The sequence below is a fragment of the Pseudomonas sp. GT1P32 genome (assembly GCF_054897805.1).
In genome coordinates, this window is the sequence record NZ_CM142704.1 from 1,578,893 (window position 1) to 1,603,761 (window position 24,869).

Consider the following 24,869-nt stretch of genomic DNA (forward strand, 5'->3'; position numbering starts at 1 on the left):
CCGAAAGAGCCTTTACCTATGCACAAGGCGTAATGCACAGAGAGATGCGCCGACGGGATTCGTTGCCTGCCTAACCTTCAGCTGCTAACATTTACGACAAGATTAGTCGGAGATCCAAATGTCTCTTTACAGCGCTGGCGTTGAGTACGGCATTCATTGCCTGATTTTCCTGGTGGGCAATTGCGGCGACACCCGTGAGGCAAGCGTGCGTGACCTCGCAGAGCTGCAAGGCGTGCCACTGGACTACCTGGCGAAAATTTTCACCAAACTGGCCAAGGCAAAACTGGTGGTCGCCACTGAAGGCGTGCGCGGCGGGTTCAAACTGGCCCGACCCTCCGACGAAATCAGCGTGCTCGATATCGTCAATGCCATCGACGGCCAAAAGCTGATTTTCGATTGCCGGGAAATTCGCGGGCGTTGCGCCCTGTTCGAAGGTTCCGCCCCGGATTGGGCGGTGTCAGGCCATTGCTCGGTCCATGCGGTCATGATGACGGCGCAGAAACGCATGGAAGACGCCCTCGCCCAGCAGACCATCCTGGATCTCGCCAGGAAAGTCGGACGAAAGGCGCCCTCGGAGTTCAGCGCTCAGGTTGATAACTGGATGAGTGATCGCCGGGACAAGAAAAGCGCTGCCTCGGCCGCTGACGAACAGACCATTGTGGTTACCAACATTTGACGCCATCGCCGGCAAGCCGGCTCCTACAAGGGCACCGTAATCCCCTGTAGGAGCCGGCTTGCCGGCGATGGCGATCTATCAAACACCGCAGTCACTCACGGCCAAGCCTTACAAACAGTCCCGAACCGTCTGACGCAGTGCGCCTGACTTGGCCCATGGCGGCCCTTGATACAGCGAAACCCGGCTGCCCTCTTTCGATTTCACGATATCCAGAATCTCGTCGGCCGTGATGATGCTCGGCGCCTTGATCCGGTAGCCATTGGAAATCGGCGTTTGAGTCGTATTGGAAATCTCTTTCTGCCACGCCGGCAATACGCAGGCGGCATACTCCTTCGGCGCTTTCTCACTGAATTTGCTGAAATTCGGCTCACCCGGCACCAGTGACGCAGGCAAGGAGCACCCCGCCAGTAACGCCACCACGACTCCCGCAATCAACGTCCGCATGACGCCCCCGTATTCTGAAAACAGGAAATGTAGCGCGTCGTCTTGCAGACATCCATTCATTGAGCCTTTCTCAATGTTTATCGTTGCTCTGGCCGGGATGTGCAGCGGGCCGCTCGTTCAGGAAAGTCATCCATCGCTCATACGCTTCGTGCTGCCATTGAGTGACCCGCTCCCATTCCGGACCGCTGAGTTGATGAGCGGAAATCAGCTTCATCATCTCCGTGGTCGCCGCGTCCAGATCGACCATCAGCTCATGCGCGTGAAACCTGAAGTCATCGGTCGTCGTCATTTGAAATTGCCTCGCCCCGGCGGAAATTCGCCACTTCAATACGACAGCAAATCTTTTCGTTCGCGTGCATCTTCCCGACCAAAGGCAGCATTGGCAGTTCGGACGAACAAAACGCCCCGTCCAGAGAAATGCGACTAAAATTTCGTAGCAGAGTTTTTTTGGAGATCGTCATGTGGCTCAACGAATCTGAAAACGAACTTCGACGTGACCTGCAAAGCGTTGCGTCGGACCTGAGGTGGTCGGCGGTGGAGCTTCTACGCCTGGCAGATCAGTTAAAGCTGTCTGGCAATGATGTCGATGCGCAGGCGGTGCTGAGGCTGTGCGACCTGTTTCAGGGCGACGAACAGCGATTGGCAGGCTATGCCGAAGAAGTGAAAGCCAAGGCCATCAGTCGCAACAAAGCTCACTGAACAGGAGCGCAGCCATGAACAAGCCTCAATTCGCGCTGGTTGTCGTACTGGCAGCGCTGGCAGGCTGCAGCACTGAATCACGCCTCTATGGCGACCTCCCGTTGGTCGCCAAAGTCGAGACCGGAATGAGCAAGGATCAGGTCGAGCAAATCGGCGGGCCGCCTCATACCATCACCGATCGCACGGCTGTGCCCGGCACGTGCTTTGACTACAAGCTGACGAAAGCCGGCCATCAACAAGCGTACAACGTCAGTTTCGATGACCGGGGCAAGGTCGACCACACCAGCTTCATTACCTGTGCGGAATGGAGCCGCCTGCAAACAAAAGCCAGGGAGTCTTCCCATAGCTCCGGCGGCGGTGGTGGCGGTTACTGAACCCGAATGAAAAGCCCCGGAAAAAACCGGGGCTAGAAGCGTTTTACTTAACCGTCGTCTGGTTGCTTGCCGGCCTTTTGGCCCGGGGTTTGTAACCGGGAAGCGCGGCGGCAAAGGCCAGTGCCTCTTCCCGGCTGGCAAAAGCGCCCAGTTGGTCACCTTGGGTGCACACCCGCCAGGGGCCATTGCTCACGCTGAGTACGTCATAACCGTTCATGTGCATCTTATTCAGCATCGTAACGCTCATAAGCTACCTCCATTTTTCGGTACTGATGTCCAGGATTGACCTGCCCACCTTACACCCACCCTTTGCCGGGGTGCCGACCAGACGTCGCGACAGGATTCCGCCATTCGGTTGCACTTTCAGACCCTGAGACACCTCCAATCAACGAAGAGCCCCGTGCAGCCTTGATCGGCCTGAATATTGCATTTTTATTTCTCTTTTGTGACAGCGATCAATCAGGTAACACATGAAAGTACGCGCAACCGTCATTTGCGAGCAGGACCGGCACGTTCTCCTGGTGCGCAAGCCAAGGTGTCGCTGGACGCTGCCCGGCGGAAAGGTCGAGCCCGGAGAAACCGCGGCAGGCGCCGCCATGCGTGAACTTCAGGAAGAGACCGGGCTTGGGGTCGACGACATGCTGTACCTGATGCAACTGGAAACCGGCGGCACCCGACACCACGTTTACGAGGCGTCGGTGCTCAATTCGTCTAAGGCCCGACCGCAAAATGAAATCTTCGACTGCCTGTGGTATCCGCTGGACGCCGTGCAGAACCTGAACACCAGCGACGCCACGCTGCGAATCGTCAGAGCGTTTCAGCGTCGCCTGTAAGGTGGGTCAGGCCTTGGCCACTGCCGTTGCCGCCTTGTCGATAAACGCCGCCACTTCGACCGGCATCGAGGCAAGGGACGCGTGGCTGGCGTGCAACGTCAGGACCTCTTTGGCGTTCAACCGTCCCGCCATCCACTGCTGGTTTTGCGGCGCGATCATCCGGTCGTCGGTCGACACCTGATACCACGACGGTTTGTTCTTCCACGCCACCGTAGTGATCGCATCGCCAAACGTGCCGGCCAAGGGGGCTTTTTGGGTGATGCCCATCACCAGTCCTTCGGTTGCGGGCAGGTCCTGGCAGAAGCTTTCGTGGTAAAGCTCCGGTCTGACCCACAAATAACCATCACTGTCGGGGGCCAGGTTCGCGGCGGCAGCGGGTGGATGCCGTTGAGTGATGGCGCCGGGACTTTCACCTGCGTCCGGCGCGAACGCGGCGATGTACACCAGACCCACGACATTCGCTTGATCGCCGGCCTCAGTGATGACCGCACCGCCATAGGAATGCCCCACCAGCAACACCGGCCCCGCCTCTTGCGCGACCATTTTGCGCGTGCGCTCGGCATCATCGGCCAACGACGTGAGCGGCATCTCGACCGCGCGGATGCGGGTGTAGCCCTTGTTCAACAGTTCGGCGATAACCTTGTTCCAGTGGGCGGCACCGCCCCAAAAACCATGGACCAGCACGATCGTGGGTTTTTCACTCATCACGTTGACTCCGTTTGATGGGGTTGTTGGCGAACGCTGTCAGCCCTGGTCGCCACCACCCACCGGCATGATCATGCCGGTGATGTAGGACGCTTCGTCGCTGGCCAGAAACAGAATAGCGCCTGCCTGCTCATCCAGCGTGCCATAGCGTTTCATCAAACTGCTGTCGAGCGTCTGGTCGACGATCTGCTGGTACCACACTTTTTCCTCGGCGCTCTGTTCGGCGCTGTTGCGCGGAATCACCCGCGGCGGCGCTTCAGTGCCACCGGGCGCCGTGGCGTTGACCCGCACGCCACGACCGGCGGTTTCGAACGCCAGGCACGCGGTCAGCGCATTCACCCCGCCCTTCGCCGCACCGTACGGCACACGATTGATGCTGCGCGTGGCGATGGAGGAGACGTTGACGATGGCGCCGCTGCCCTGCTCCAGCATGAACGGCAGCGCCGCATGGCAGCACCATAACGTCGGGAACAGCGAACGGCGGACTTCGGCCTCGATCTGGTCGGCTTCGTAGTGTTCGAACGGCTTGGCCCAGATCGTCCCGCCGACATTGTTGATGAGGATGTCGAGACGACCAAAGCGCTCAACGGCGGTTTGCATCACACGGTTGCATTCGCCGTATTGCTCAAGATCGGCGGTCAGCGCGAGCACCTGGCTGTCCTTCCCCAATTGCTGCTGCACTTCGAACACCAGCTCGGAGCGGTCAACCAGAATCAACCGCGCCCCTTCCGCCGCCATGCGCTCGGCGACACGCCGGCCGATGCCTTGGGCGGCACCGGTGATCAACGCGACTTTTTCGTGAAATCTGTTCATACCTACCTCGAATCGAAAATCGCTCTCGACCTGTAGGAGCTGGCTTGCCAGCGATGGACTCAAAGGCGCCGCGCTCACTTTGTAAACACGCGTCATCGTTAACGATCATCGCTGGCAAGCCAGCTCCTACAGAACTGCGTCGCCACAAATTTTTATGCCGCGCTGGCAGCGAATTTTTCGTAGTAGAAATTCACCGGCGCAATGCCTTGCTCGCGGATGTATTGGCTGACTGCCTCTACCATCGGCGGCGGGCCGCACAGGTACACATCGACGTCGCCCTCGTTCAAGTGTTTGGGCTCGATGTGCTGGGTCACGTAGCCCTTGAGCGGGTGCTGGCTATCGGGGCTGGCCACGCAGGCGCTGAAGCTGAAATTCGGGATTCGCGCCGCGAAGGCTTCCAGCCGGTCCATTTCCACCAGGTCGAAATCGTTGGTCACGCCGTAGATCAGATGCAGCGGATGTTCACTGCCCTGCTCGGCGATTTTTTCAAGCATCGCGGTGAATGGCGCAAGCCCCGTACCACCGGCCAGCAGCAACAACGGCCGACGGATGTCGCGCAGATAAAAGCTGCCCAGCGGCCCGGCCAGGCTCATGCTGTCGCCGGCCTTGGCCATGCCGGTGAGGAAGCTGCTCATCAAACCGCCAGGCACATTGCGAATCAGGAAACTGACCTCGCCGTCGCGCTGCAACGAGCTGAACGAATAAGCGCGGGTCTGCTCGCTGCCGGGAATCCCGAGGTTCACGTACTGCCCCGGCAAGAACGCCAGTTTGCTCAGCGCATCGCCCTTGATCGACAGCGCGATGGTGCTGTCGGACAACTGACGCACGGCGCTGATGGTCGCTTCAAAACTGGCCTGCTGGGTGCGGCAGACTTCCGAAGAGGCCGGTACCCGCACCACGCAATCGCTCTGGGCGCGCATCTGGCAGGTCAGGACAAAACCCTGTTCGGCTTCCTCCGCCGTGAGCGCGTCCTCAATGTATTCCTCGCCCAGGTCGTAGCGGCCGGCCTCGGCAAAACACTTGCACGTGCCGCAAGCGCCGTCGCGGCAATCCAGCGGAATGTTGATGCCTTGGCGGTACGCGGCGTCGGCCACGGTTTCGCCGGCGTTGGCGTCGATGAACCGGGTGACGCCGTCTTCGAAATTAAATGCGATGGAATGAGTCATGACGGCCGCCTCACAGGTGGTAAACATCGATGACCTGGCGAACGTAGTCGTTCTTCAGGATCACTTTCTTGGCCTTGATCAGCGGGTTTTCGCCGCGCATATCGAGGGTGTAGAAACTGCTGCCGAAATAGCTGTCGACGGTCTTGTAGCGAAAGCTCAAGGTGTGCCAGTTGAAGCGCACCTTGCACAGGCCGTCCGCCTGTTCCAGCAGCTCGATGTTGCTGATGTTGTGCGAGGTGCGGGTGTCCGGCACGGTGGCGCTGGAACGCTCGGTCTTGATGCGGAAGATGCGGTCTTCCAGCCCCGTACGGTTGCCGTACCAGATCAGCGAGATTTCCCGTTGCGGGTCTTCAGTCAGTTCGTCGTTGTCATCCCAGGATGGCATCCAGAACGTCGCATCCGTGGCGTACAACTCCAGCCATTCGTCCCATTGCCGATCATCGAGGTAACGCGCTTCCCGGTAGAGGAAGTCGCGCACGGTTTCATAGGTGATGGTCATTGCACGGTCTCCACGGCAATCAGCTTCGATTGCTCGGCAGCCAGGGCCTTGAGCATGGTTTGCTGCCAATACTTGTGCTGCAACACGAACAGGCCTTCGTCCTCGGTGCGCACACCGCTGAGCAACGGATGCAGGTCAATTTCCTTTGCCGCGTCATCGGCACCTTCGACCCAGTGCTCGGCGCCACGGGACATGTCGTTCCAGGCGGTCACGCTGCCCTGGTAACCGGTCTGGCAGGAGCGAAACTCTTCCAGATCGTCCGGGGTGGCCATGCCGCTGACGTTGAAGAAATCCTCGTACTGACGAATCCGGCTCGAACGGGCGTGATCGCTTTCGCCTTTGGGGGCGATGCAGTAAATGGTGATTTCCGTACGGTTGACCGAGATCGGCCGGGCGATGCGGATCTGCGAGCTGAACTGGTCCATCAGGTACACGTTCGGGTACAGGCACAGGTTGCGCGAGTTTTCGATCATCCAGTCGGCGCGGGCCTTGCCGAAGTCCTTGGCCAGCTCATCGCGACGCTCGTACAGCGGGCGGTCCTCAGGGTTGGCCCAACGGGTCCAGAGCAGCATGTGGCCTTTGTCGAACGAGTAGAAACCACCGCCCTGCTTGGCCCAGCTACCAGCGCTCATGGTCGGGTTGGTGTCGCCGGCCTCGCGCTGTTTGCGCTGGTTCTGGGTGGCGGCGTAGTTCCAGTGCACCGAACTGACGTGGTAACCGTCGGCGCCGTTTTCGGCGGTGAGTTTCCAGTTGCCTTCGTAGATGTAGCTGGAGGAACCGCGCAGCACTTCCAGGCCGTCGGCGGACTGGTCGACGATCATGTCGATGATCTTCGCCGACTCGCCCAAATGCTCAACCAGCGGCACCACATCAGCCTTGAGGCTGCCGAACAGGAAGCCGCGATAGGATTCGAAGCGGGCGACTTTGGTCAGGTCGTGGGAGCCTTCGCAGTTGAAGCTCGCCGGGTAGCCGGCCGCTGCCGGGTCTTTGACCTTCAGCAGTTTGCCGGAGTTGTTAAAGGTCCAGCCATGAAACGGGCAGGTGTACGAGCTTTTGTTGCCGGACTTGTGTCGGCAAAGCATCGCGCCACGGTGACTGCAGGCGTTGATAAAGGCGTTCAGCTCACCGTCCTTGTTGCGCGCGATGAAGATCGACTGGCGCCCCATGGTGGTGGTGTAGAAATCGTTTTTGTTGGGGATCTGGCTTTCGTGCGCCAGGTACAGCCAGTTGCCTTCAAAGATGTGTTCCATCTCAAGATCGAACAGCCGCGGATCGGTGAACATCTCGCGCTTGCAGCGATAGATGCCTTGTTCTGGATCGTCCTCAAGCAGGGATTGAAGATATTCGGGTCGCAGGGTCATGGCCGCCGCCTCCATTGTTATTGTTCAGGCAAGGCTCATGCTAGGACGGGGCAATGGGGTGGACTATCCGCTGGGTGCAGACCTTTATCCGTTTAGTGCAAAGGTCACTGTAGGAGCCGGCTTGCCGGCGATCGACGCAACGCGGTGTGCCAGATACACCACCATTCTGTAGGAGCCGGCTTGCTGGCGATTCAGGCGATGCGGTGTGTCAGATAGACCGCGTCGTTTGAATCGCCAGCAAGCCGGCTCCTACAGTTCGTGTTGTACCTGCGATCAGTCGCGGCGTTTGAGGGTGTCCGACGGTAACTCGCCGAACTGTTTGCGGTAGTTGTCGGAGAACCGTCCCAAATGCAGGAACCCATAATCCATCGCCACTTCCGTGACATTACGCACATTACAGGTCGGGTCGCTCAGGCAGGCGTTGATGCGCTCAAGGCGTTTCTGCCGGATGTAGTTTTTCGGCGTGGTGCCCGCGTTGCGCTCGAACAGACCGTACAACGAGCGCAGGCTCATCCGTGCCTGACGCGCCAGTTCTTCACTGTCGATGTCCTGCTTGAGGTGGCGTGCGATGTAGTCGGCAATCACCTCGAACGTGGCCGTCTGTGAGCCGAGGCTGATGCGGCTGACGTTGGTCTGCATCAGGCTGAGCATCTTGCTGACGATGATCTGCGCGTAATGCTCCTGCACTTTGGGAATCTGCTCGGTGGCCTCGGCTTCCTGGCAAATCATCGCCAGCAGCCCGACAAACCCTTCGAGTTCATTGAGCTGGTAACGGTTCTCCAGAAACCGCACGCCCTGCCCCGGATAGCGCCAGCGCTGCTCGTCGCACACGGACTCAAGCAACGTCGTGGGAACTTTGAGGATGAATTTTTCGCAATCGTCAGAGTACGTCAGGTCTACCGGATCATCGGGATTGATCAGCAGCAACTCGCCGGGCGCGAAGTAATGTTCCTGACCGTGCCCGCGCCACAGGCAGTTGCCACGCAGCAATACTTGCAGGTGATAGATGCTTTCCAGCGCGCCCGAGGTGACCCGCACGCTGCCGCCATAGCTGATGCGGCACAGGTCGAGGCTGGCAAACTTGCGATGATTGAGACTGGCCAGGGGTTGCCCGGCGCGCGGCATGAGGATGCAATGATTACCGACATGCTGATTGACGTAGCCCGACACCGCGTACGGGTCGGCATGGTCGAATACGGAGCTGCGCTGACTCAACAGTTGCGCTTGCATCATCGGGTCACTCTCGTTGTTTTTATGGGGTGCGACAGGTCATTCTAAGGCAGTGCTTGCAGCGGTGTGTCAGTTGATCGACATGTGGAATATTCTGGCCCCTTCGCGAGCAAGCCCGCTCCCACATTTTGACCGTAGTCCCACTGAAGAAACACGGTCGAATGTGGGAGCGAGCCTGCTCGCGAAAGCGGTGTGTCAGTCATCGCCAAGCTGGAATCAGTCCTCCAGCGCGCGAACCCGCTCGTGACGCTGCTGCTCTTGCGGCTGGGCGGACGACTGCAAGGTGAAATCGAATTCGATCTCGGCAAAACGACCGCTGACGCCATGCGCCGCTGCGCGTTGTTGATCATCGCTGAAGGTAATTTTCGCGATCAGCTCGTCACGGGTGGCGTAGGCGAAATCGTCGTGCAGGTATTGATCGCCGTCGAGGTTGATCTGGGTGGTCAGGTGACGATGATCCGCCGCCGAGATGAAGAAGTGCACGTGCGCCGGACGCTGGCCGTGACGGCCCAGTTGATCGAGCAGTTGCTGGGTCGGACCGTCCGGCGGGCAGCCGTAACCCGACGGCACGATGCTGCGGAAGCGGTAGCGACCTTCGGCGTCAGTGACGATGCGCCGACGCAAGTTGAATTCAGATTGCGTGGTATCGAAGTACGAATAAGTGCCGCCGGTATTGGCGTGCCAGACATCCACAATCGCACCGGCCAACGGTTCGCCGGCGGTGTTGAACACACGGCCCTGCATGAACAGCGTCACACCCGGATCGACGCCATCATCCAGACGCGCTTCACCTTGCGACAACGGCGCACCGGCCACGTACAGCGGGCCTTCGATGGTGCGCGGCGTGCCGCCAGCCTTGCCGGCCTGTTCGTCTTCGGCGTCCATCAGCAGGTCGAGGTAATGTTCCAGGCCCAACCCGGCCACCACCAGTCCAGCCTCCTGGCGCGCACCCAGCACGTTGAGATAATTGACGGCTTTCCAGAACTCTTCCGGGGTCACGGCGAGGTCTTCGATGATGTTCACCGAATCACGCAGGATGCGGTAGATCAGGGCTTTGGTGCGTGGATTGCCGGCATCGTTGTGCAGGCCGCTGGCCTCTTCGAGAAACTTCTGGGCTTTGGCAGTGTGGGAAATTTTTACGTTCATTTTATGGGTTCCTCATCTTGTAATTATTAGCGTGGCGAACTGAACAGGCTGGGTTCAGCGGTCATCCTCGCGGATGGAAGAAGGATGCCGGCACATCGCGGTGACTTCGATCGCCATGTACGGGTACAGCGGCAATTGCATGAGCAAGTCGTGCAGCTCTTGAACGCTGTCGACATCGAACACGCTGTAATTGGCATAGAGCCCGGCAATGCGCCACAGGTGACGCCACTTGCCTTGATCCTGCAGACGCTGGGCCAGGGCTTTTTCGTCAGCCTTGAGCTGCGCGGCGCGTTCGGGGTTCATGTCGACCGGCAAATTCACGGTCATCTTTACGTGGAACAGCATAATGCTCTCCTCAGGCTTGATGAATGGCAGTGGATGTCTTGTCGCGACGGAAAAACGCCAGGCGTTCTTCATCGAGGTTCAGGCCCAGCCCAGGGGTTTTCGGCACGTGCAGCTCGAAATCGCGATAGACCAGCGGCTCGCTGAGAATGTCTTCGGTCAACAGCAGCGGGCCGAACAGCTCGGTGTCCCACGCCAGTTTGTTCAGCGTGACGAAGGCATGGGCCGAAGCCAGCGTGCCGATGCCGCCTTCGAGCATGGTGCCGCCGTACAGGCCGATGCCCGCCGCTTCGGCAATCGCGGCGGTCCGCAGCACGGCGCGTGGGCCGCCGTTCTTGGCGATCTTCAGGGCGAACACCGAAGCCGCGCCTTCACGGGCCAGATTGAACGCATCTTCCACGCATTCGATGGATTCGTCGGCCATGATCGGCGCCGGGCTGATGGCGTTCAGGCGCGCCATGCCCGAGCGGTTATTGCGCGAGATCGGCTGCTCGATCAGGTCGATGCCGTTGCTGCCGAGAATCCGGCAGGCGCGTAATGCGACGGCTTCGTCCCAGGCCTGATTGACGTCGACCCGAACGCTGGCGCGATCGCCGAGGGCTTTCTTGATCGCGATGACGTGGGCCAGATCGCGGTTGACTTCGCCGGCACCGATTTTCAGTTTGAAGATGCGGTGGCGGCGCAGGTCGAGCATTTTTTCCGCTTCGGCGATGTCCTTGTCGGTGTCACCGCTGGCCAGGGTCCAGGCCACTGGCAGCGCATCCCGAACGCGGCCGCCCAGCAGTTCGCTGACCGGCAGGCCGAGGCGTTTGCCCTGGGCATCGAGCAACGCGGTTTCGATACCTGACTTGGCGAAAGTGTTGCCACGGATGCTGCGCTCCAGGCGCAACATCGCAGCGTTGACGTTGGCGCTGTCCTGACCCAGCAGCAGCGGCGCGAAGTGCCGGTCGATGTTGGTCTTGATGCTGTCCGGGCTTTCATTGCCATACGCCAGGCCACCGATGGTGGTGGATTCGCCAATGCCTTCAATGCCATCGGCGCAGCGCACACGAATGATCACCAGCGTCTGGTTCTGCATGGTGTGCATCGCCAGCTTGTGCGGGCGGATGGTCGGCAGATCGACGATGATCGTCTCGATCGATTCAATGGCAGTTGCAAGCATGTCGATACCCGTCAGGTTCTTAAAGTTCTGGAACCGATTCTGGTACGGCTTTTTTCGGGAAGCCAATATAGAATTGGTCTGACTTGATACCTTTAAGGTATGCAACCTGCTAAGCGGAGGCCTCATGGAACTGCGTCACCTGCGGTATTTTCAGGTGTTGGCTCAAACCCTCAATTTCACCCGCGCCGCCGAACTGCTGCACATTGCCCAACCGCCGCTGAGCCGACAGATTCAACAACTGGAGGATGAACTCGGGGTGTTGTTGCTGGATCGCGGACGGCCGCTGAAGCTGACCGACGCCGGGCGGTTTTTCCATGAACACAGCACTGCCCTGCTGGAGCAACTGGGCAAGGTCTGCGACAACACGCGACGCATCGGTCTGGGGGAAAAAACCTGGCTGGGGATTGGTTTTGCGCCGTCGACACTCTATGGCGTGCTGCCGGAACTGATCCGCCGCTTGCGCAGCGGCGAGCCTCTGGAGTTGGAACTGGGGCTCTCGGAAATGACCACGCTGCAACAGGTGCAGGCGCTCAAGGCCGGGCGGATCGATATCGGTTTCGGCCGCATCCGCATCGACGACCCGGCCATCATCCAGACGGTGTTGACCGAAGACCGGCTCGTCGCCGCCCTGCCCGCCGGCCATCCGCTACTGGCCGGGCCGATCAGCCTGCGCGAACTGGCGAAGGAACCTTTCGTGCTGTACCCCGGCAACCCGCGCCCCAGCTACGCCGACCATGTAATCGGGTTGTTCGAGTCCTATGGCGTGAGCATTCACGTGGCGCAGTGGACCAACGAACTGCAAACCGCCATCGGCCTGGTGGGCGCAGGAATCGGCGTCACCCTGGTGCCGGCCTCGGTGCAATTGCTGCACCGCGACGACATCGGCTTCACGCCGCTGCTGGAAGACAACGCGACCTCGCCGATCATCCTCAGCCGACGCGTGGGCGACGTGTCGCCGGGGTTGAATCATTGCTTGCGGATGATCGATGAATTATTGCCGCAACAGCTGAACGCTTTGTAGGAGCCTGGCTTGCTGGCGATGGCGTCCGTGAGATCGCCATCGCCGGCAAGTCGGCTCCTACAGATCGTGGGGGTGTTCGGGATTGAGGGTTCACGCAAAACCTGTAGGAGCCCGGCTTGCCGGCGATGGCGTCCGTGAGATCGCCATCGCCGGCAAGCCGGCTCCTACAGATGGTGGGGGTGTTCGGGATTGAGGGGTCACGCAAAACCTGTAGGAGCCCGGCTTGCTGGCGATGGCGCCCGTGAGATCGCCATCGCCGGCAAGCCGGCTCCTACAGATCGTGGGGGTGTTCGGGATTGAGGGGTCACGCAAAACCTGTAGGAGCCCGGCTTGCTGGCGATGGCGCCCGTGAGATCGCCATCGCCGGCAAGCCGGCTCCTACAGATCGTGGGGGTGTTCGGGATGGAGGGTTCACGCAAAACCTGTAGGAGCCCGGCTTGCCGGCGATGACGCCCGTGAGATCGCCATCGCCAGCAAGCCGGCTCCTACAGATCGTGGGGGTGTTCGGGATTGAGGGCTCACGCAAAACCTGTAGGAGCCCGGCTTGCTGGCGATGGCGTCCGTGAGATCGCCATCGCCGGCAAGCCGGGCTCCTACAGGTCGTGGGGTGTTCGGGATTTGCGGATATTCATCTGCCGGCAAACGTTATCCGTCACTTACTTTGATCAACACTCAGTGAGCGTCTCCGTCCCAGATCCAGTTCCAGACCCCAGGCAATTTCACCGGTTGCGCACTGTCGCGAACGGTGCGCGCCATGGCCGCCCGTTGCAGTTCGGCCTGATCATCGTAAAACGGCTTCTGCGCCGTTTTCACTCCGGTCGCCTGTGCACTATCGAGAAGGATTTGCAGGTATTCGCGGGCATGTCGGGCCGTGTAGCGATTGAGGTCGTGGAAGGTCACCACCACCGGGATCACCCCGTCCACCGTCGGCAACTCACCCAATGCGATGCGCTCGCGCACCTCCGACATCTGCCGCAGCATGTTGGCCCGGCGCCGGGGGCTGGCGTTGAAACCCCAGATCTTGCCGTCGTTGGCGCTCAGGTCGGTCAGCAACACGTGCATGCCGTGCTTTTGATAAGCGGCGAAGACCCGTTTGTCGTAGTTCCAGAACGGCGGCCGTACCAGGGTCGGCGGCGCACCGGTGATGGCGGCGATGTCGGCACTGCCTTTGGTCAATGACTGTTCCAGTTCTTCCGGACTCAGGGACCGGTGATTGGTGTGCCAGTGGGTGGCCGTATGGAAACCGAGAATCTGCCCGTCCGCATGCTCGCGGCGCATGACCTCGCGGCCGATGTCGCTGTCGCCCGCCCGTGGCGCGCCAGTCTGCACGAAGAACACCGCTTTGAGGTTCGGCTGCACCGGGTTGGTGGCGAGACTGTCGAGGATTGTCATCGTCGGGTTCCAGAAACTCGACGCGCTGGGACCGTCGTCGAACGTCAGCAGAAACCGGATCGGGGCTTGCGCGTGCAGACGCTGTTCAGTTTGCGGCGTCATTTCGATGGGAGCAGCGATGCAACCCGCCAGCCCGACGGCAATGGCGAGTGCGCTGAGAATCTTGAACAGCTGTTTCATGTTGTGCCTTGAGCCCGACCGTTAAGCCCGCACAGATGTGCGGGCGCGGTTTGGATCAGGGTACACAGTGTTTGGTTCCGGTGCTGCCCGGCATTGTCGGTTACTGGGTAAACGCCCGCTCGAACGAGCTGTCGATAATCGGCGCGGTCGCCAGTGCCGTCGGCAGTGCTTTGACCTTGAACAGAAAATCCGCGGTGCTTTGCAGGTCCTTCGCAGCCTGCGCATCCACCGGACCTACGGTCATGTGAGCCTGGCGTAACCAGTGACGCGAGACGTTCTGGTCAAGATTGGCCTTCTTCGCCCACAGATCGGCATATTCGTCGGTGTGATTGTCGACCCAGGCCCGTGCCTTTTTCAGGCGAACCAGGAAGTCGGCGATGGCTTCGCGCTTGCTGTCGATTGACGGTGTCGAAGCGGCGATGGCGCTGAGGCCTGGCATGAGGTTCTTGGCGGTGAGAATCGGTCGCGCGCCGGAGAACAGAATCTGCTGGGAAATGTAGGGTTCCCAGACCGGGAATGCATCAATGCTGCCCTGAGGCAGCGCGGCGGCAGCATCGATCGGCATCAGCTTGATGAAGTCGACGTAGTCCTCCGGCAGGTCAGCTTGTTGCAAGGCGCGCAGGGTCAATTGCTGGCTCCAGGCGCCGGGCCAGTAGGCGACTTTCTTGCCCTTGAGGTCGGCGATGCTTTTGACCGGCGAATCCTTGGGCACCAGCAGTGCAATGGTGTCCGGGTTCTGCCGCGAGACGCCGATCAGCTTCACCGGTGCCTGCTTTGAGGCGAGGAACAGGAAGCCTGAATCGCCCAGAAAGCCCACGTCCAGCGCCCCGGTGTTCAACGCTTCGGCCAGCGGTGCAGCGGCCTGAAAATGCTTCCAGTCAACGGTGTAAGGCGCCCCTTCCAGCGCCCCCGAAGCCTCCACCGAAGCGCGCACATTGTAGTAGTTCTGATCACCGACATGCAGGACAACGGGCTCAGCGGCGTAGGCCATTGGCGCAGCAAACAACGCGCTGGTCAGCAAACTGCGAACGAATCTGGACAGGTTCATCGGGGGCTCCTCGAGAGTGAATGGCATAGACCATAACGCTCTTACAGGACGCTTTTTAAATTCGATTTACGCATAAGCTCATGACTGTCAGCCAACACTGTTCGCCCGGCAACAGTGAGCCGACAGACTGTTTTCCCTGCAACACCCTTCTGCTTCATTCCTCGCCTCAACGCCTTGAAAACGCCTGATATCCAAGACATGGCACAGAGCCTGCAATATTCCTTTTACGCAGGAAACATTTATAAAAAATGAATTTTTAGACATAAGAAACTCAACGCCTTGTCCGGAGCCGATCCCATGAAATCCACCTTCCGCTTTCCCAAAGTCAGGTATCTGCTCAGCGCCTGCGCCCTGGCCTTGAGCCTGCAACCCGTAGCGCAGGCCGCTGAAACAGCGCCGGCCGAAGTGCATCTGGATTACGCCTACTACTCGCCAGTGAGCCTGGTGCTTAAACACTTTGGATTTCTGGAAAAGGCCCTGCCGCAGACCAAAGTCAGTTGGGTGCTGAGTCAGGGCAGCAACCGCTCGCTGGAGTACCTCAACAGCGGCGGCGTCGATTTCGCCTCCTCCGCCAGCCTCGCCGCCGTGCTCAGCCGCGCCAATGGCAGCCCGATCAAATCGGTTTACGTCTACAGCCGCGCTGAATGGACCGCATTGGTGGTGCGCAAGGATTCGCCCTACCAGACCGTCGCCGACCTGAAAGGCAAGAAAATCGCCGCTACCAAAGGCACCGACCCGTACCTGTTCACCCTGCGCAGCCTGCAACAGGCCGGCCTGAGCAAGGACGATGTGGAACTGGTGCACTTGCAGCACCCGGATGGCCGCACGGCCCTGGAAAAAGGTGACGTCGACGCCTGGGCCGGCCTCGATCCGCACATGGCCGCCAGCCAGGTCCAGGCCGGTTCGCGCCTGTTGTATCGCAACACCAACTTCAACAGTTATGGCGTAGTCAGCGTTACTGACACTTATGCGAAAGAGCACCCGCAGACCATCGAAACCGTACTGAACGCGTACGAAAAGGCCCGTGACTGGGCGGTAAAAAACCCTGACGAACTGGCGAAACTGCTCGCTACCGAATCCGGTCTGCCGCTGGAAGTGGCCAAGCTGCAACTGTCCCGCACTGACCTGAGCAGCCCGCAATTGACCGCCAAGGATGTGATCGCCTCCAAGGCTGCCGCGCCGATTCTGGTGTCCGAGGAACTGGTGCGTCGTGGGGTGAATGTCGATCAGGTCATCGATCAGTTGATCGACACCGGCTTCAAGGAAACCGTGGCTCGTCAGTAAATAACCGCCAACGGGTCACAACGAATCCGCGCCAGTCGCGGATTCGTCGTGACCGGAGAATCTCATGACCAGCAAAAGCAAAGACCTGCCCCTCGAACTGCCGACGCCACGTCGTGCCGCTCTTTCCTTGAACAATGCCTGGCGTTTGCGTCTCAAGGGTCTGGCGTTGCCGGTGCTGATCCTCCTGGTGCTGGAATTTGTCGTACGCATCGGCTGGTTGCCGTCCTACCAAATGCCGGCGCCCAGCGAAATCGCCCTGACCTTGAGAGACCTCGCCGAAGGCGCGCTGTGGAAACACATCAGCGCCAGCCTGTTGCGCGTGTTGCTCGGTTTCGCCATCGGCGCCGGTCTGGCACTGGTGTTTGCCGCCTGGGTCGGTTTGAGCCGCGAAGCCGAAGCCTGGCTTGAACCGACCTTCGCCGGCCTGCGTTCGATTCCGAGCCTGGCCTGGGTGCCCTTGTTGTTGCTGTGGCTGGGCATCGACGAAACCTCGAAAATCGTCCTGATTGCCATCGGCGCGTTCTTCCCGGTGTACCTCAACGGCGTCGCGGCGATTCGCGACATCGACCGCAAACTGGTGGAAGTCGGGCAAATGTATGGCTTCGGTCGCACACGGCTGGCCCGGAGGATTTTGTTGCCCGCCGCCCTGCCCGGCCTGTTTACCGGGTTGCGCAGCGGCATGAGCCTGGCGTGGATGTTTCTGGTGGCCGCCGAGCTGATCGCCGCGACCAAAGGGTTGGGTTATCTGCTCAGTGACGGGCGCGAGACGTCCCGCCCGGACATCGTGCTCGCGGCAATCATTGTGCTGGCGCTGCTGGGCAAACTCAGCGATGGCATTCTCGCCGGCCTGGAGAAGCGCTTCCTGGCGTGGCGCGACACGTTCAACGGCCAAAGCAAGGAGGACTGAGTCATGACCGATTACCTGCTGGACATTCGCGTCGAGCGCAAAACCTTCGCCACCACCACCGTGCTGAGGGATATCCACCTGCAATTGCAGCCCCGGGAAACCGTCAGCCTGCTGGGCCCCAGCGGGTGCGGTAAAAGCACGTTGTTGCGGATCGTTGCCGGTCTGGAAAAGGATTTTCAGGGTGAATTGAATCGCAGCGCCGGTGAGGTTGCGTTCGTGTTTCAGGAACCTCGATTGATGCCCTGGTTAACGGTCGAGCAAAACATCGGCTTCAGCGCCGACAACCGATATGACAAGGCCTGGGTCGCACAACTGATCGATGAAGTCGGCCTCAGCGGGTTCGCTAAAGCGTTACCCAAGGCACTTTCCGGCGGCATGGCGCAGCGGGTCGCCATCGCTCGCGGCCTCTACTCACGGCCCGACGTGCTGTTGCTCGACGAACCGTTCAGCGCGGTGGACGCCTTCACCCGGATGAAACTGCAAGATCTGTTGCTGCAACTGGCCGAGCGCCACGCCATCGCCCTGCTGCTGGTGACCCACGATGTCGATGAAGCGCTGTACCTCAGCGACCGCGTCCTGGTCATGGACAATCGCCCCAGCAGCATTCGCCAGGAACTGGCGGTGCAACTGCCCCATCCGCGTGATCGGCGAGATCCGCTGCTGGCACAATTGAAGGCCCTGTCGTTGACCGAACTGCAACGGGCGCACGTCATTTGAATCGCCCAGCGTTCCCCGATCCGTAGGAGCCAGGCTTGCCGGCGAAGGCGTCCGTAAGATCGCCATCGCCGGCAAGCCGGGCTCCTACAGGGTTCGCGTGAACCCCCAATCCCGAACATCCCCCAATCCGTAGGAGCCAGGCTTGCCGGCGAAGGCGTCCGGAAGATCGCCATCGCCAGCAAGCCAGGCTCCTACAGGTTTTGCGTGACCCCCCAATCCCGAACATCCCCCAATCCGTAGGAGCCAGGCTTGCCGGCGAAGGCGTCCGTAAGATCGCCATCGCCAGCAAGCCAGGCTCCTACAGGTTTTGCGTGACCCCCAATCCCGAACATCCCCCAATCCGTAGGAGCCAGGCTTGCCGGCGAAGGCGTCCGTGAAATCGCCATCGCCGGCAAGCCGGCTCCTACAGGGTTCGCGTGAACCCCCAATCCCGAACATCCCCCAATTCGTAGGAGCCAGGCTTGCCGGCGAAGGCGTCCGTGAAATCGCCATCGCCGGCAAGCCGGCTCCTAAAGGGTTTGCGTGAACCCCAATCCCGAACATCCCCCAATCCGTAGGAGCCAGGCTTGCCGGCGAAGGCGCCCGTGAAATCGCCATCGCCAGCAAGCCGGGCTCCTACAGGGTTCGCGTGAATCCCCAATCCCGAACACCCCCCAATCCGTAGGAGCCAGGCTTGCCGGCGATGGCGTCCGGAAGATCGCCATCGCCGGCAAGTCGGGCTCCTGCAGGTGAAGCGTCTAAGCTGAAGGTTCCAGTCGGAGGTTTCTTTCGATGTGCGGAAGACTCTCGCAATACCGGGGCATTCATGACTTCGTGGCAGTGCTGAGTATTCCTGACGCGCTGATCAACCATGTAGGCGATGAACCGCTGGCCAGATACAACGCCGCGCCGACGAATCAACTCGCGTTGTTTCATCGGCAAAGCAATGGGCTCCAGGCCGACAAGGTGCGCTGGGGATGGCGGCCGCACTGGGCGAAGGATCGTGCGGCGCCGATCAATGCACGGGTGGAGAAAGTCGCCCATGGTCCGTTCTTCCGCGCAATCTGGCCGCACCGCGCGATTGTGCCGATCGACAACTGGTTCGAATGGGTCGATACGCCGGACTCAACGAGACAGCCATGGCTCATCCGGCGGCAGGACCGCGAACCGATTTTCTGTGCCGCGATAGGCCGGTTTCCCACAGATGGCGAGGAACCGAGAGACGACAACGGTTTCGTGATCATTACCGCAGACAGCGCCGGAGGCATGCTCGACATTCACGACCGGCGGCCGGTGGTGTTGTCGCCGGAACTGGCGCGGGAATGGCTCGATCCCGCCACGCCCCCGGAACGCGCCGAACAGATGGCCTTGTTTCAAGGCGAAGGCAGCGAAGTTTTCGAGTGGTACAAGGTTGGCAAGGCTGTAGGCAACGTGAGGAATCAAGACGCGTCGCTGATTGACGAGAGTGCATGAACTTATCAATACCAACAGCATGACGGGAGCCAATAACAGCTAGCTATCCAGACCAATAACTTAAACGTTACACAGACTGTTTCACCCAAGTAACACTTACGGATAGAGGGCGCTTTGCTGTATCAACCGCTTGTCCGACAATTTGATCGTCATACATACATTTAGAATAACTACGGATAGCATGCGCGCCGCATTTCCATTGGCATCGCCCCAGTTGACCAAAGAGTCAACAACTAAGGAAATCCCTACTACAACAAGCCTTGCAGAGAATTAAATGCGCGACGATTTTGCAATCAATCCAGTCGTTGGTCTGGAGTGCGTTTATCTTTCGACGACAGAACACTATCGGCTGGACTGTTTCATAGAGCAATACATAAAGACCCGTAACCTGCAATCGGTTCCGGGGATTGACGGCACCTTGCGTTCAACGCTCAAACACTACCCCGGCAAACCGCCGGTCATGGTCAACGAAGTGAACGCATGGATCGACAAGACCCTGGGCTATCGGGCCTCACATCCCGACGAATTGCAGCTCGACGACGCTTGAAACGACGCGCAGGCCTACGTTTGGCAAAAGAACTGAACGAACCTGTCGTCGCCGCACTCTGAACGGTAGAGGCTCACTGAGCCTCCTCCTTTTTCAGCAGTCCTATTTCTGCATCACACTTTCACCGCAGATCTCTCTGAATTTTTATTCGACGACTAAGCCACTGACCTGGCTGGCTCCACGAGAGATGTATGAGTGAACTCGTTCCCTATGCCGTGCATTACTTGTTCGACGGCGTGCGACAGCACTTTTTCAAGCTGGCTGTGCATTTTTCCGATGTCGAAGCGATTCATTCGGCATCCGCGCATGCTTACCCTGAATCCGGCCGCAAGATCGCCGAACACGCCACCCTCGAAGCGGCACGCATCAAAGCGCAGCAATTGGGCATTACCCAGATTCGCTGGAACGTGTCGATCTGATTGACTGGCAAAAAAAAGCCCCGCGCATTGGCGGGGCTTTGTTGTATGCGCAGATCGGTCAGGGCGCCTGCTAAAACTTTTTATCAAGTTCTGACAGTTCCTTCCCGTCGTCGGGATGCTTCCAGTCAGGCGTCGAACGTTTCTGCTGCTCGATCTCCTCTTCCGTCGGTTCATCCATGTCTTCATCTTCCGGATCCGGACGCTTTTGTTCAGTTGCCATGCTCACCTCTCTCCCTAAGGGATCAGTCATCAACTTTAAGCGTAGAACAGTTTCGGGCTCCCGGCTCAGAGCCACCAGCGCAGCAAAAAGAAAAAGCCCATGCTCAACAACATGCTGAGCAAGGTGTTGCGGGTGTACAGCACCAGCCCCACCGCCACCAGCGAACTGATCAGGTACGGGTTGTCCCATTGCAGGTTCAGCTGTTTATCCGGCATGAACACAATCGGGCCGCAGATTGCGGTCAACATGCCCGGCACCGCAAAGCCGAGGAATTGCCGGGCGTTGCTGCTCAGGCGCAGCGGCAGCCGTGGCTCGAGAAATACATAACGGTTGAGGAACACCAGAATCCCCATACCGACAATCACCGCCCAGACCATCATGTGCGTCCACCGTAGAATTTATTGCAGATGAAGCCCGCCGTCATGCCCGCCAACCCCGACAGCACCAGCGCTGAGCCCCATTGCCAGTAACTGAACAACACCGAGCAAAACAGCGAAACCGCCACGCAGACCACGGTCGGTACGTTGCGCACCACCGGGGTGATCAGGGCAATGAAGGTCGCGGCGATGGAGAAATCCAGGCCCAGATGTTCCAGGCCGGGAATGCTGCTGCCCAGCACGATGCCCGCCAGCGTGAAGAGGTTCCAGGCGATGTAAAACGTCAGGCCGACGCCCAGGGCATACCAGCGGTTGAATTGCTGTTTGTCATGCTGGCTGGTCAAGGCGAACAGCTCGTCGGTGAGCAAAAAGCCCAACCCTGCACGCCAGCGACCCGGCAGCGGCGAAATCACCGAGCGCATGCTCATGCCGTAGAGCAAATGCTGCGACGTCAGCAGTAACGTGGTCAGCAGAATCGAAAAGATTCCGGCACCGCCCTTGAGCATGCCGATGGCCACCAATTGCGCCGCCCCGGCAAACACTATGCTCGACAACCCCTGGCCTTGCAGCGGCGTGAGGTTGGCTTCGATGGCCATGGAGCCGGCCAGCAATCCCCACGGCGCGGTCGCCAGGGACAACGGCATGATCGCCGCGGCGCCGCGAAGAAAGGCGCTGCGCGGCATGAGTGAGTGAGTCATAACGCTCTACAAACAGGAAAAGACGCCTGACTGTGCCAGCAGTCGCGCCCGATGGCTTGAACAATCTTGCGCACTTGTGCCTCGCACCGGTGCCGCGCATTCATACCGTTCATCGACTGCCTGCTTGATTCGGCACAATGATATCAACATGATGGCGCCTGTTTTCCTCGAGATCGGCCCGTCATGAGCGCAATCGATACCGACAGCGACGTCTACAAAACCCTGCTTGAATCGACCAAGGCGATTCCGTGGCGAATCGACTGGAAAACCATGACATTCAGCTACATCGGGCCGCAGATCGAGCGTCTTCTGGGCTGGAAGCAGGACAGTTGGCTGTCGGTCAACGATTGGGTCGAGCGCATGCACCCGGATGATCGTGATTACGTGGTGGAGTTCTGCGTCTCGCAGTCACGCGCGGGGGTGGATCACGAGGCGGATTACCGGGCGCTGACCCATACCGGCGATTACGTGTGGATTCGTGATGTGGTGCATGTGGTGCGCAAGGACGGCGAAGTCGAAGCGCTGGTGGGTTTCATGTTCGACATCAGCGAGCGCAAGAAAACCGAAGAACACTTGATTCGCCTGCAGAAGCAACTCGAAGAGTATTCCTTCCAGGACGGCCTGACCGGCATCGCCAACCGGCGCATGTTCGACACGGTGCTGGAGCGCGAATGGGGCAACGCCCAACGCGGCGGTTTGCCGCTGTCGCTGATCATTCTGGATATCGATTACTTCAAGCAGTACAACGATCACTACGGGCACATCAAGGGCGACGAATGCTTGCGCCAGGTGGCCCAGATCCTGTCGCTGGCGGCCAATCGACCACGGGATTTCATCGCGCGGATCGGCGGCGAAGAGTTCGTCTGGCTGCTGCCGGAAAGCGACGCCGAATCGGCAAGGCTGGTGGCCAACAAATGCCTGCACCTGATGTGGCAGCAGCAGATCCCTCACGAATTTTCGGCGGTATCGAAACGGCTGAGCCTGAATCTCGGCATCGGCACCACCAGCGCACCGTTGCAGGCAACAGCGCTGGAGTTCGTCGAGCTGGTCGACAAATTACTCTACAAAGCCAAGCACAACGGCAGAATGCGCGCCGAGTTCGCCGATTTTCGTGATTGACAAAATTCCCGCCGACTCTTAAAACTGAGCGCCTCATTCAGGGTGTAAGCAAACATGTCCGCAACCTTCAACCTCAACATTGACGTCATTGGCTTGATTGCCAAGGCGCAAGGTTGCGTTGCGCACGCCCTCAAATCGAAGAAACAGTCGCTCATGTGACCGGGGCGCGCTGTCCCGTCAGATGAGCTGACAGGACATTGAGCGCGACGGGCACCCTCCCCCTGCTTACTTCCTTCTACGCTTCTGACGGTGACGAAATCGGTCAACTTTCAGGAGTAAGTGCATGTCATCGTTTCAAGGTATCTGGGTCCCGCTCGTTACGCCGTTTCAACACGGTGCGATCGATTTCGTCGGGTTGCGCCGGCTCGTCAGCCATTTGCTGGACAAAGGCGTCGATGGCCTGGTGGTCTGCGGCACTACCGCTGAAGCGGCGGCGCTGAGCAAACATGAACAACTGGCGGTGCTGGATGCCGTGCTTGAGTTAGTGCCTGCGGATCAGGTGGTCATGGGGCTGGCCGGCAACAACCTGACCGAACTGCTGCAATTGCAGAGCGAAATCCTCAAGCGGCCACTGGCCGGGTTGCTGGTGCCGCCGCCGTACTACATTCGCCCGTCCCAGGCGGGCCTTGAAGCGTTTTTCAAAACGATTGCCGATGCGTCCACTGTGCCGATCATTCTGTACGACATCCCGTATCGCACCGGCATCGCCTTCGAACAGGCAACATTGCTCAACATTGTCGCCCACGAGCGAATCGTCGCGATCAAGGATTGCGGCGGCAATCAGGCCAACACCCTGGCGCTGCTGACCAGCGGCAAGGTCGACGTGTTGTGCGGCGAAGACAACCAGATCTTCAGCGCCCTGTGCCTCGGCGCCAAAGGGGCGATTGCCGCCTCGGCGCATGTGCATCCGGAGTTGTTCGTGACGCTGTATCAACAGATCCGCGACCAGCGGTTGGCGGAAGGACGGGCGACGTTTTTCCAGTTGCTGCCGCTGATTCAAAGCCTGTTCATTGAACCCAATCCTGCCCCGGTGAAAACCGCACTGGCCCTTGAAGGCTTGATCGACGACGAACTGCGCGCGCCGATGCAACGCAGCAGTGAGGCCATGGTGCTGCGTCTGAAGGCCGTGCTCGCCGGGCTGGGCAGCAACAATCGATAGAGCGCCGACGCCCCGTCCGAGTACCATGGAGTGATTCGCATCACGCGTCAGGGAGTCGACATGCTTTACCGGATCGCCGCCGATGGGCTGGTGCTGTTTCATCTGTTGTTCATTCTGTTCGTGCTGTTTGGCGGGTTGCTGGTGCTGAAATGGCGCCACTTGGCCTGGTGGCACCTGCCGGCCGCAACGTGGGGGGTTGCGGTCGAGGTGTTCCACCTGACCTGCCCGCTGACACAGTGGGAAAACCTCATGCGCAACGCGGCCGGGCAAACCGGCTATGGCGGTGGTTTCATCGAACATTATGTGTGGCCGGTGATTTATCCCGCCGGGTTGACCCCGAGTATTCAGCTGGGACTCGGCGGCGTGGTGCTGGTGATCAACGTGTTGGTCTACGTTCGAGTGTTCAGGCAACGCAAGTCACGCCGAACGTCCACCCTTTCAAATACCACACGATCCTTGTAGGAGCCGGCTTGCCGGCTCCTACAGGGGTTTGGGCTGGCCGATAAATGTCAAACAACCCGCGATTTTGTAGGAGCCGGCTTGCCGGCGATGGCGGCCTCAAATTCAACGCAGCGTTCGAGGGCCTCATCGCTGGCAAGCCAGCTCCTACAGGGGTTGGGGTTGGCCCATAGATTTCAGGCAGCCGCGATTTTGTAGGAGCCGGCTTGCTGGCGATGGCGGCCTCAAATATAACGCAGCGTTCGAGGGCCTCTTCGCGGGCAAGCCTCGCTCCTACAGGGGTTGGGGTTGCCGATAAATTTCAAACAGCCCGCGATTTTGTAGGAGCCGGCTTGCTGGCGATGGCGGCCTCACATTCAACGCAGTGTTCGAGGGCCTCTTCGCGGGCAAGCCTCGCTCCTACAGGGGTTGGGGTTGCCG

General features: G+C 59.6%; 31 protein-coding genes. 14 read left to right on the top strand and 17 right to left on the bottom strand.

Annotated elements, in window-relative coordinates:
* Positions 1-118: 118 nt before the first annotated feature.
* On the top strand, positions 119-676 hold the full coding sequence (locus ACYZUC_RS07055) for an RrF2 family transcriptional regulator (RefSeq protein WP_461994614.1): 558 nt from the start codon (positions 119-121) through the stop codon (positions 674-676).
* A 108-nt stretch (positions 677-784) separates the two neighbouring features.
* On the opposite strand, the gene ACYZUC_RS07060 is transcribed toward ACYZUC_RS07055, so the two are convergent.
* Positions 785-1,120, bottom strand: coding sequence for a hypothetical protein (locus ACYZUC_RS07060; RefSeq protein WP_461994616.1), 336 nt, complete (start codon positions 1,118-1,120; stop codon positions 785-787).
* Between the two features lie 70 nt (positions 1,121-1,190).
* Positions 1,191-1,409, bottom strand: coding sequence for a hypothetical protein (locus ACYZUC_RS07065; RefSeq protein ID WP_461994617.1), 219 nt, complete (start codon positions 1,407-1,409; stop codon positions 1,191-1,193).
* 170 nt (positions 1,410-1,579) lie between these two features.
* On the opposite strand from ACYZUC_RS07065, the gene ACYZUC_RS07070 reads away from it, so the two are divergent.
* Entirely contained in the window at positions 1,580-1,819 is a 240-nt protein-coding gene (locus ACYZUC_RS07070) for a hypothetical protein (protein WP_008029106.1), read from the top strand.
* A 14-nt stretch (positions 1,820-1,833) separates the two neighbouring features.
* On the top strand, positions 1,834-2,193 hold the full coding sequence (gene osmE, locus ACYZUC_RS07075; protein ID WP_461994619.1) for an osmotically-inducible lipoprotein OsmE: 360 nt from the start codon (positions 1,834-1,836) through the stop codon (positions 2,191-2,193).
* Positions 2,194-2,236: 43 nt separating this feature from the next.
* Here osmE and ACYZUC_RS07080 read toward each other — a convergent pair whose 3' ends face one another.
* On the bottom strand, positions 2,237-2,440 hold the full coding sequence (locus ACYZUC_RS07080; RefSeq protein WP_461994620.1) for a DUF2188 domain-containing protein: 204 nt from the start codon (positions 2,438-2,440) through the stop codon (positions 2,237-2,239).
* 223 nt (positions 2,441-2,663) lie between these two features.
* Between ACYZUC_RS07080 and ACYZUC_RS07085 the strand changes: the two genes are divergently transcribed.
* Complete coding sequence (locus tag ACYZUC_RS07085; protein WP_461994622.1) at positions 2,664-3,026, top strand: NUDIX hydrolase; 363 nt, start codon at positions 2,664-2,666, stop codon at positions 3,024-3,026.
* A 6-nt stretch (positions 3,027-3,032) separates the two neighbouring features.
* Here ACYZUC_RS07085 and ACYZUC_RS07090 read toward each other — a convergent pair whose 3' ends face one another.
* The 9 genes from ACYZUC_RS07090 to ACYZUC_RS07130 all read right to left on the bottom strand — a co-directional run bounded on the left by ACYZUC_RS07090 (position 3,033) and on the right by ACYZUC_RS07130 (position 11,450).
* Positions 3,033-3,731: an alpha/beta hydrolase gene (locus tag ACYZUC_RS07090; protein WP_461994624.1), complete on the bottom strand. Its 699-nt coding sequence runs from the start codon at positions 3,729-3,731 to the stop codon at positions 3,033-3,035.
* 39 nt (positions 3,732-3,770) lie between these two features.
* A complete protein-coding gene (locus tag ACYZUC_RS07095; RefSeq protein ID WP_461994625.1) occupies positions 3,771-4,544 on the bottom strand; it encodes a 1,6-dihydroxycyclohexa-2,4-diene-1-carboxylate dehydrogenase in 774 nt (257 codons plus the stop codon).
* A gap of 152 nt (positions 4,545-4,696) precedes the next feature.
* The gene (gene benC / locus ACYZUC_RS07100) at positions 4,697-5,710 is read right to left on the bottom strand and encodes a benzoate 1,2-dioxygenase electron transfer component BenC (protein ID WP_461994627.1); all 1,014 of its coding nucleotides are present in this window, start codon (positions 5,708-5,710) and stop codon (positions 4,697-4,699) included.
* Positions 5,711-5,720: 10 nt separating this feature from the next.
* Positions 5,721-6,209 carry a benzoate 1,2-dioxygenase small subunit gene (gene benB, locus ACYZUC_RS07105; protein WP_008029093.1) on the bottom strand — a complete coding sequence of 163 codons (489 nt, stop codon included), beginning with the start codon at positions 6,207-6,209 and terminating at the stop codon, positions 5,721-5,723.
* Positions 6,206-7,570 (bottom strand): benzoate 1,2-dioxygenase large subunit, encoded by a 1,365-nt coding sequence (gene benA, locus ACYZUC_RS07110; RefSeq protein WP_461994628.1) that lies wholly within the window; start codon positions 7,568-7,570, stop codon positions 6,206-6,208. The genes benB and benA overlap by 4 nt, the downstream gene beginning before the upstream one ends.
* 273 nt (positions 7,571-7,843) lie before the next feature.
* Positions 7,844-8,803, bottom strand: a complete 960-nt coding sequence (locus ACYZUC_RS07115; protein WP_461994630.1) for an AraC family transcriptional regulator — start codon at positions 8,801-8,803, stop codon at positions 7,844-7,846.
* Between the two features lie 213 nt (positions 8,804-9,016).
* Positions 9,017-9,946, bottom strand: coding sequence for a catechol 1,2-dioxygenase (gene catA, locus ACYZUC_RS07120; protein ID WP_192417572.1), 930 nt, complete (start codon positions 9,944-9,946; stop codon positions 9,017-9,019).
* A gap of 54 nt (positions 9,947-10,000) precedes the next feature.
* The gene (catC, locus tag ACYZUC_RS07125) at positions 10,001-10,291 is read right to left on the bottom strand and encodes a muconolactone Delta-isomerase (protein WP_008029082.1); all 291 of its coding nucleotides are present in this window, start codon (positions 10,289-10,291) and stop codon (positions 10,001-10,003) included.
* Positions 10,292-10,301: 10 nt separating this feature from the next.
* Positions 10,302-11,450: a muconate cycloisomerase family protein gene (locus tag ACYZUC_RS07130; RefSeq protein WP_192229235.1), complete on the bottom strand. Its 1,149-nt coding sequence runs from the start codon at positions 11,448-11,450 to the stop codon at positions 10,302-10,304.
* Positions 11,451-11,574: 124 nt separating this feature from the next.
* Here ACYZUC_RS07130 and ACYZUC_RS07135 point away from each other — a divergent pair, with 124 nt between their 5' ends.
* The gene (locus ACYZUC_RS07135; RefSeq protein WP_223557094.1) at positions 11,575-12,471 is read left to right on the top strand and encodes a LysR family transcriptional regulator; all 897 of its coding nucleotides are present in this window, start codon (positions 11,575-11,577) and stop codon (positions 12,469-12,471) included.
* 672 nt (positions 12,472-13,143) lie between these two features.
* Here ACYZUC_RS07135 and ACYZUC_RS07140 read toward each other — a convergent pair.
* Together ACYZUC_RS07140 and ACYZUC_RS07145 are read right to left on the bottom strand one after the other, a co-directional pair.
* Entirely contained in the window at positions 13,144-14,043 is a 900-nt protein-coding gene (locus tag ACYZUC_RS07140; protein WP_461994633.1) for a polysaccharide deacetylase family protein, read from the bottom strand.
* A gap of 100 nt (positions 14,044-14,143) precedes the next feature.
* Positions 14,144-15,034, bottom strand: a complete 891-nt coding sequence (locus ACYZUC_RS07145) for an ABC transporter substrate-binding protein (protein ID WP_461996674.1) — start codon at positions 15,032-15,034, stop codon at positions 14,144-14,146.
* 354 nt (positions 15,035-15,388) lie between these two features.
* On the opposite strand from ACYZUC_RS07145, the gene ACYZUC_RS07150 reads away from it, so the two are divergent.
* The 6 genes from ACYZUC_RS07150 to ACYZUC_RS07175 all read left to right on the top strand — a co-directional run bounded on the left by ACYZUC_RS07150 (position 15,389) and on the right by ACYZUC_RS07175 (position 20,417).
* The gene (locus tag ACYZUC_RS07150; RefSeq protein WP_461994635.1) at positions 15,389-16,375 is read left to right on the top strand and encodes an aliphatic sulfonate ABC transporter substrate-binding protein; all 987 of its coding nucleotides are present in this window, start codon (positions 15,389-15,391) and stop codon (positions 16,373-16,375) included.
* A gap of 64 nt (positions 16,376-16,439) precedes the next feature.
* A complete protein-coding gene (locus tag ACYZUC_RS07155; RefSeq protein ID WP_461994637.1) occupies positions 16,440-17,282 on the top strand; it encodes an ABC transporter permease in 843 nt (280 codons plus the stop codon).
* 3 nt (positions 17,283-17,285) lie between these two features.
* On the top strand, positions 17,286-17,999 hold the full coding sequence (locus ACYZUC_RS07160) for an ABC transporter ATP-binding protein (protein ID WP_461994639.1): 714 nt from the start codon (positions 17,286-17,288) through the stop codon (positions 17,997-17,999).
* A gap of 771 nt (positions 18,000-18,770) precedes the next feature.
* Positions 18,771-19,451: an SOS response-associated peptidase gene (locus tag ACYZUC_RS07165; RefSeq protein ID WP_461994641.1), complete on the top strand. Its 681-nt coding sequence runs from the start codon at positions 18,771-18,773 to the stop codon at positions 19,449-19,451.
* A 274-nt stretch (positions 19,452-19,725) separates the two neighbouring features.
* A complete protein-coding gene (locus tag ACYZUC_RS07170; RefSeq protein WP_461994643.1) occupies positions 19,726-19,998 on the top strand; it encodes a hypothetical protein in 273 nt (90 codons plus the stop codon).
* A 191-nt stretch (positions 19,999-20,189) separates the two neighbouring features.
* Positions 20,190-20,417 (top strand): DUF6555 family protein, encoded by a 228-nt coding sequence (locus ACYZUC_RS07175; protein WP_461994644.1) that lies wholly within the window; start codon positions 20,190-20,192, stop codon positions 20,415-20,417.
* Between the two features lie 70 nt (positions 20,418-20,487).
* On the opposite strand, the gene ACYZUC_RS07180 is transcribed toward ACYZUC_RS07175, so the two are convergent.
* From ACYZUC_RS07180 to ACYZUC_RS07190, 3 genes are all read right to left on the bottom strand, one after another.
* Positions 20,488-20,637 carry a hypothetical protein gene (locus ACYZUC_RS07180; RefSeq protein WP_008030251.1) on the bottom strand — a complete coding sequence of 50 codons (150 nt, stop codon included), beginning with the start codon at positions 20,635-20,637 and terminating at the stop codon, positions 20,488-20,490.
* A 65-nt stretch (positions 20,638-20,702) separates the two neighbouring features.
* Positions 20,703-21,014 (bottom strand): AzlD domain-containing protein, encoded by a 312-nt coding sequence (locus ACYZUC_RS07185; RefSeq protein ID WP_167362959.1) that lies wholly within the window; start codon positions 21,012-21,014, stop codon positions 20,703-20,705.
* Positions 21,014-21,712, bottom strand: coding sequence for an AzlC family ABC transporter permease (locus ACYZUC_RS07190; RefSeq protein WP_032828797.1), 699 nt, complete (start codon positions 21,710-21,712; stop codon positions 21,014-21,016). Before ACYZUC_RS07190 ends, ACYZUC_RS07185 begins: the two co-directional genes overlap by 1 nt.
* Before the next feature lie 183 nt (positions 21,713-21,895).
* Between ACYZUC_RS07190 and ACYZUC_RS07195 the strand changes: the two genes are divergently transcribed.
* From ACYZUC_RS07195 to ACYZUC_RS07205, 3 genes are all read left to right on the top strand, one after another.
* Positions 21,896-22,831, top strand: a complete 936-nt coding sequence (locus ACYZUC_RS07195) for a GGDEF domain-containing protein (RefSeq protein WP_461994645.1) — start codon at positions 21,896-21,898, stop codon at positions 22,829-22,831.
* A gap of 283 nt (positions 22,832-23,114) precedes the next feature.
* Complete coding sequence (gene dapA / locus ACYZUC_RS07200; RefSeq protein ID WP_461994647.1) at positions 23,115-23,990, top strand: 4-hydroxy-tetrahydrodipicolinate synthase; 876 nt, start codon at positions 23,115-23,117, stop codon at positions 23,988-23,990.
* A gap of 60 nt (positions 23,991-24,050) precedes the next feature.
* Complete coding sequence (locus ACYZUC_RS07205) at positions 24,051-24,452, top strand: DUF2784 domain-containing protein (protein ID WP_461994649.1); 402 nt, start codon at positions 24,051-24,053, stop codon at positions 24,450-24,452.
* The last annotated feature ends 417 nt before the right edge of the window (positions 24,453-24,869 follow it).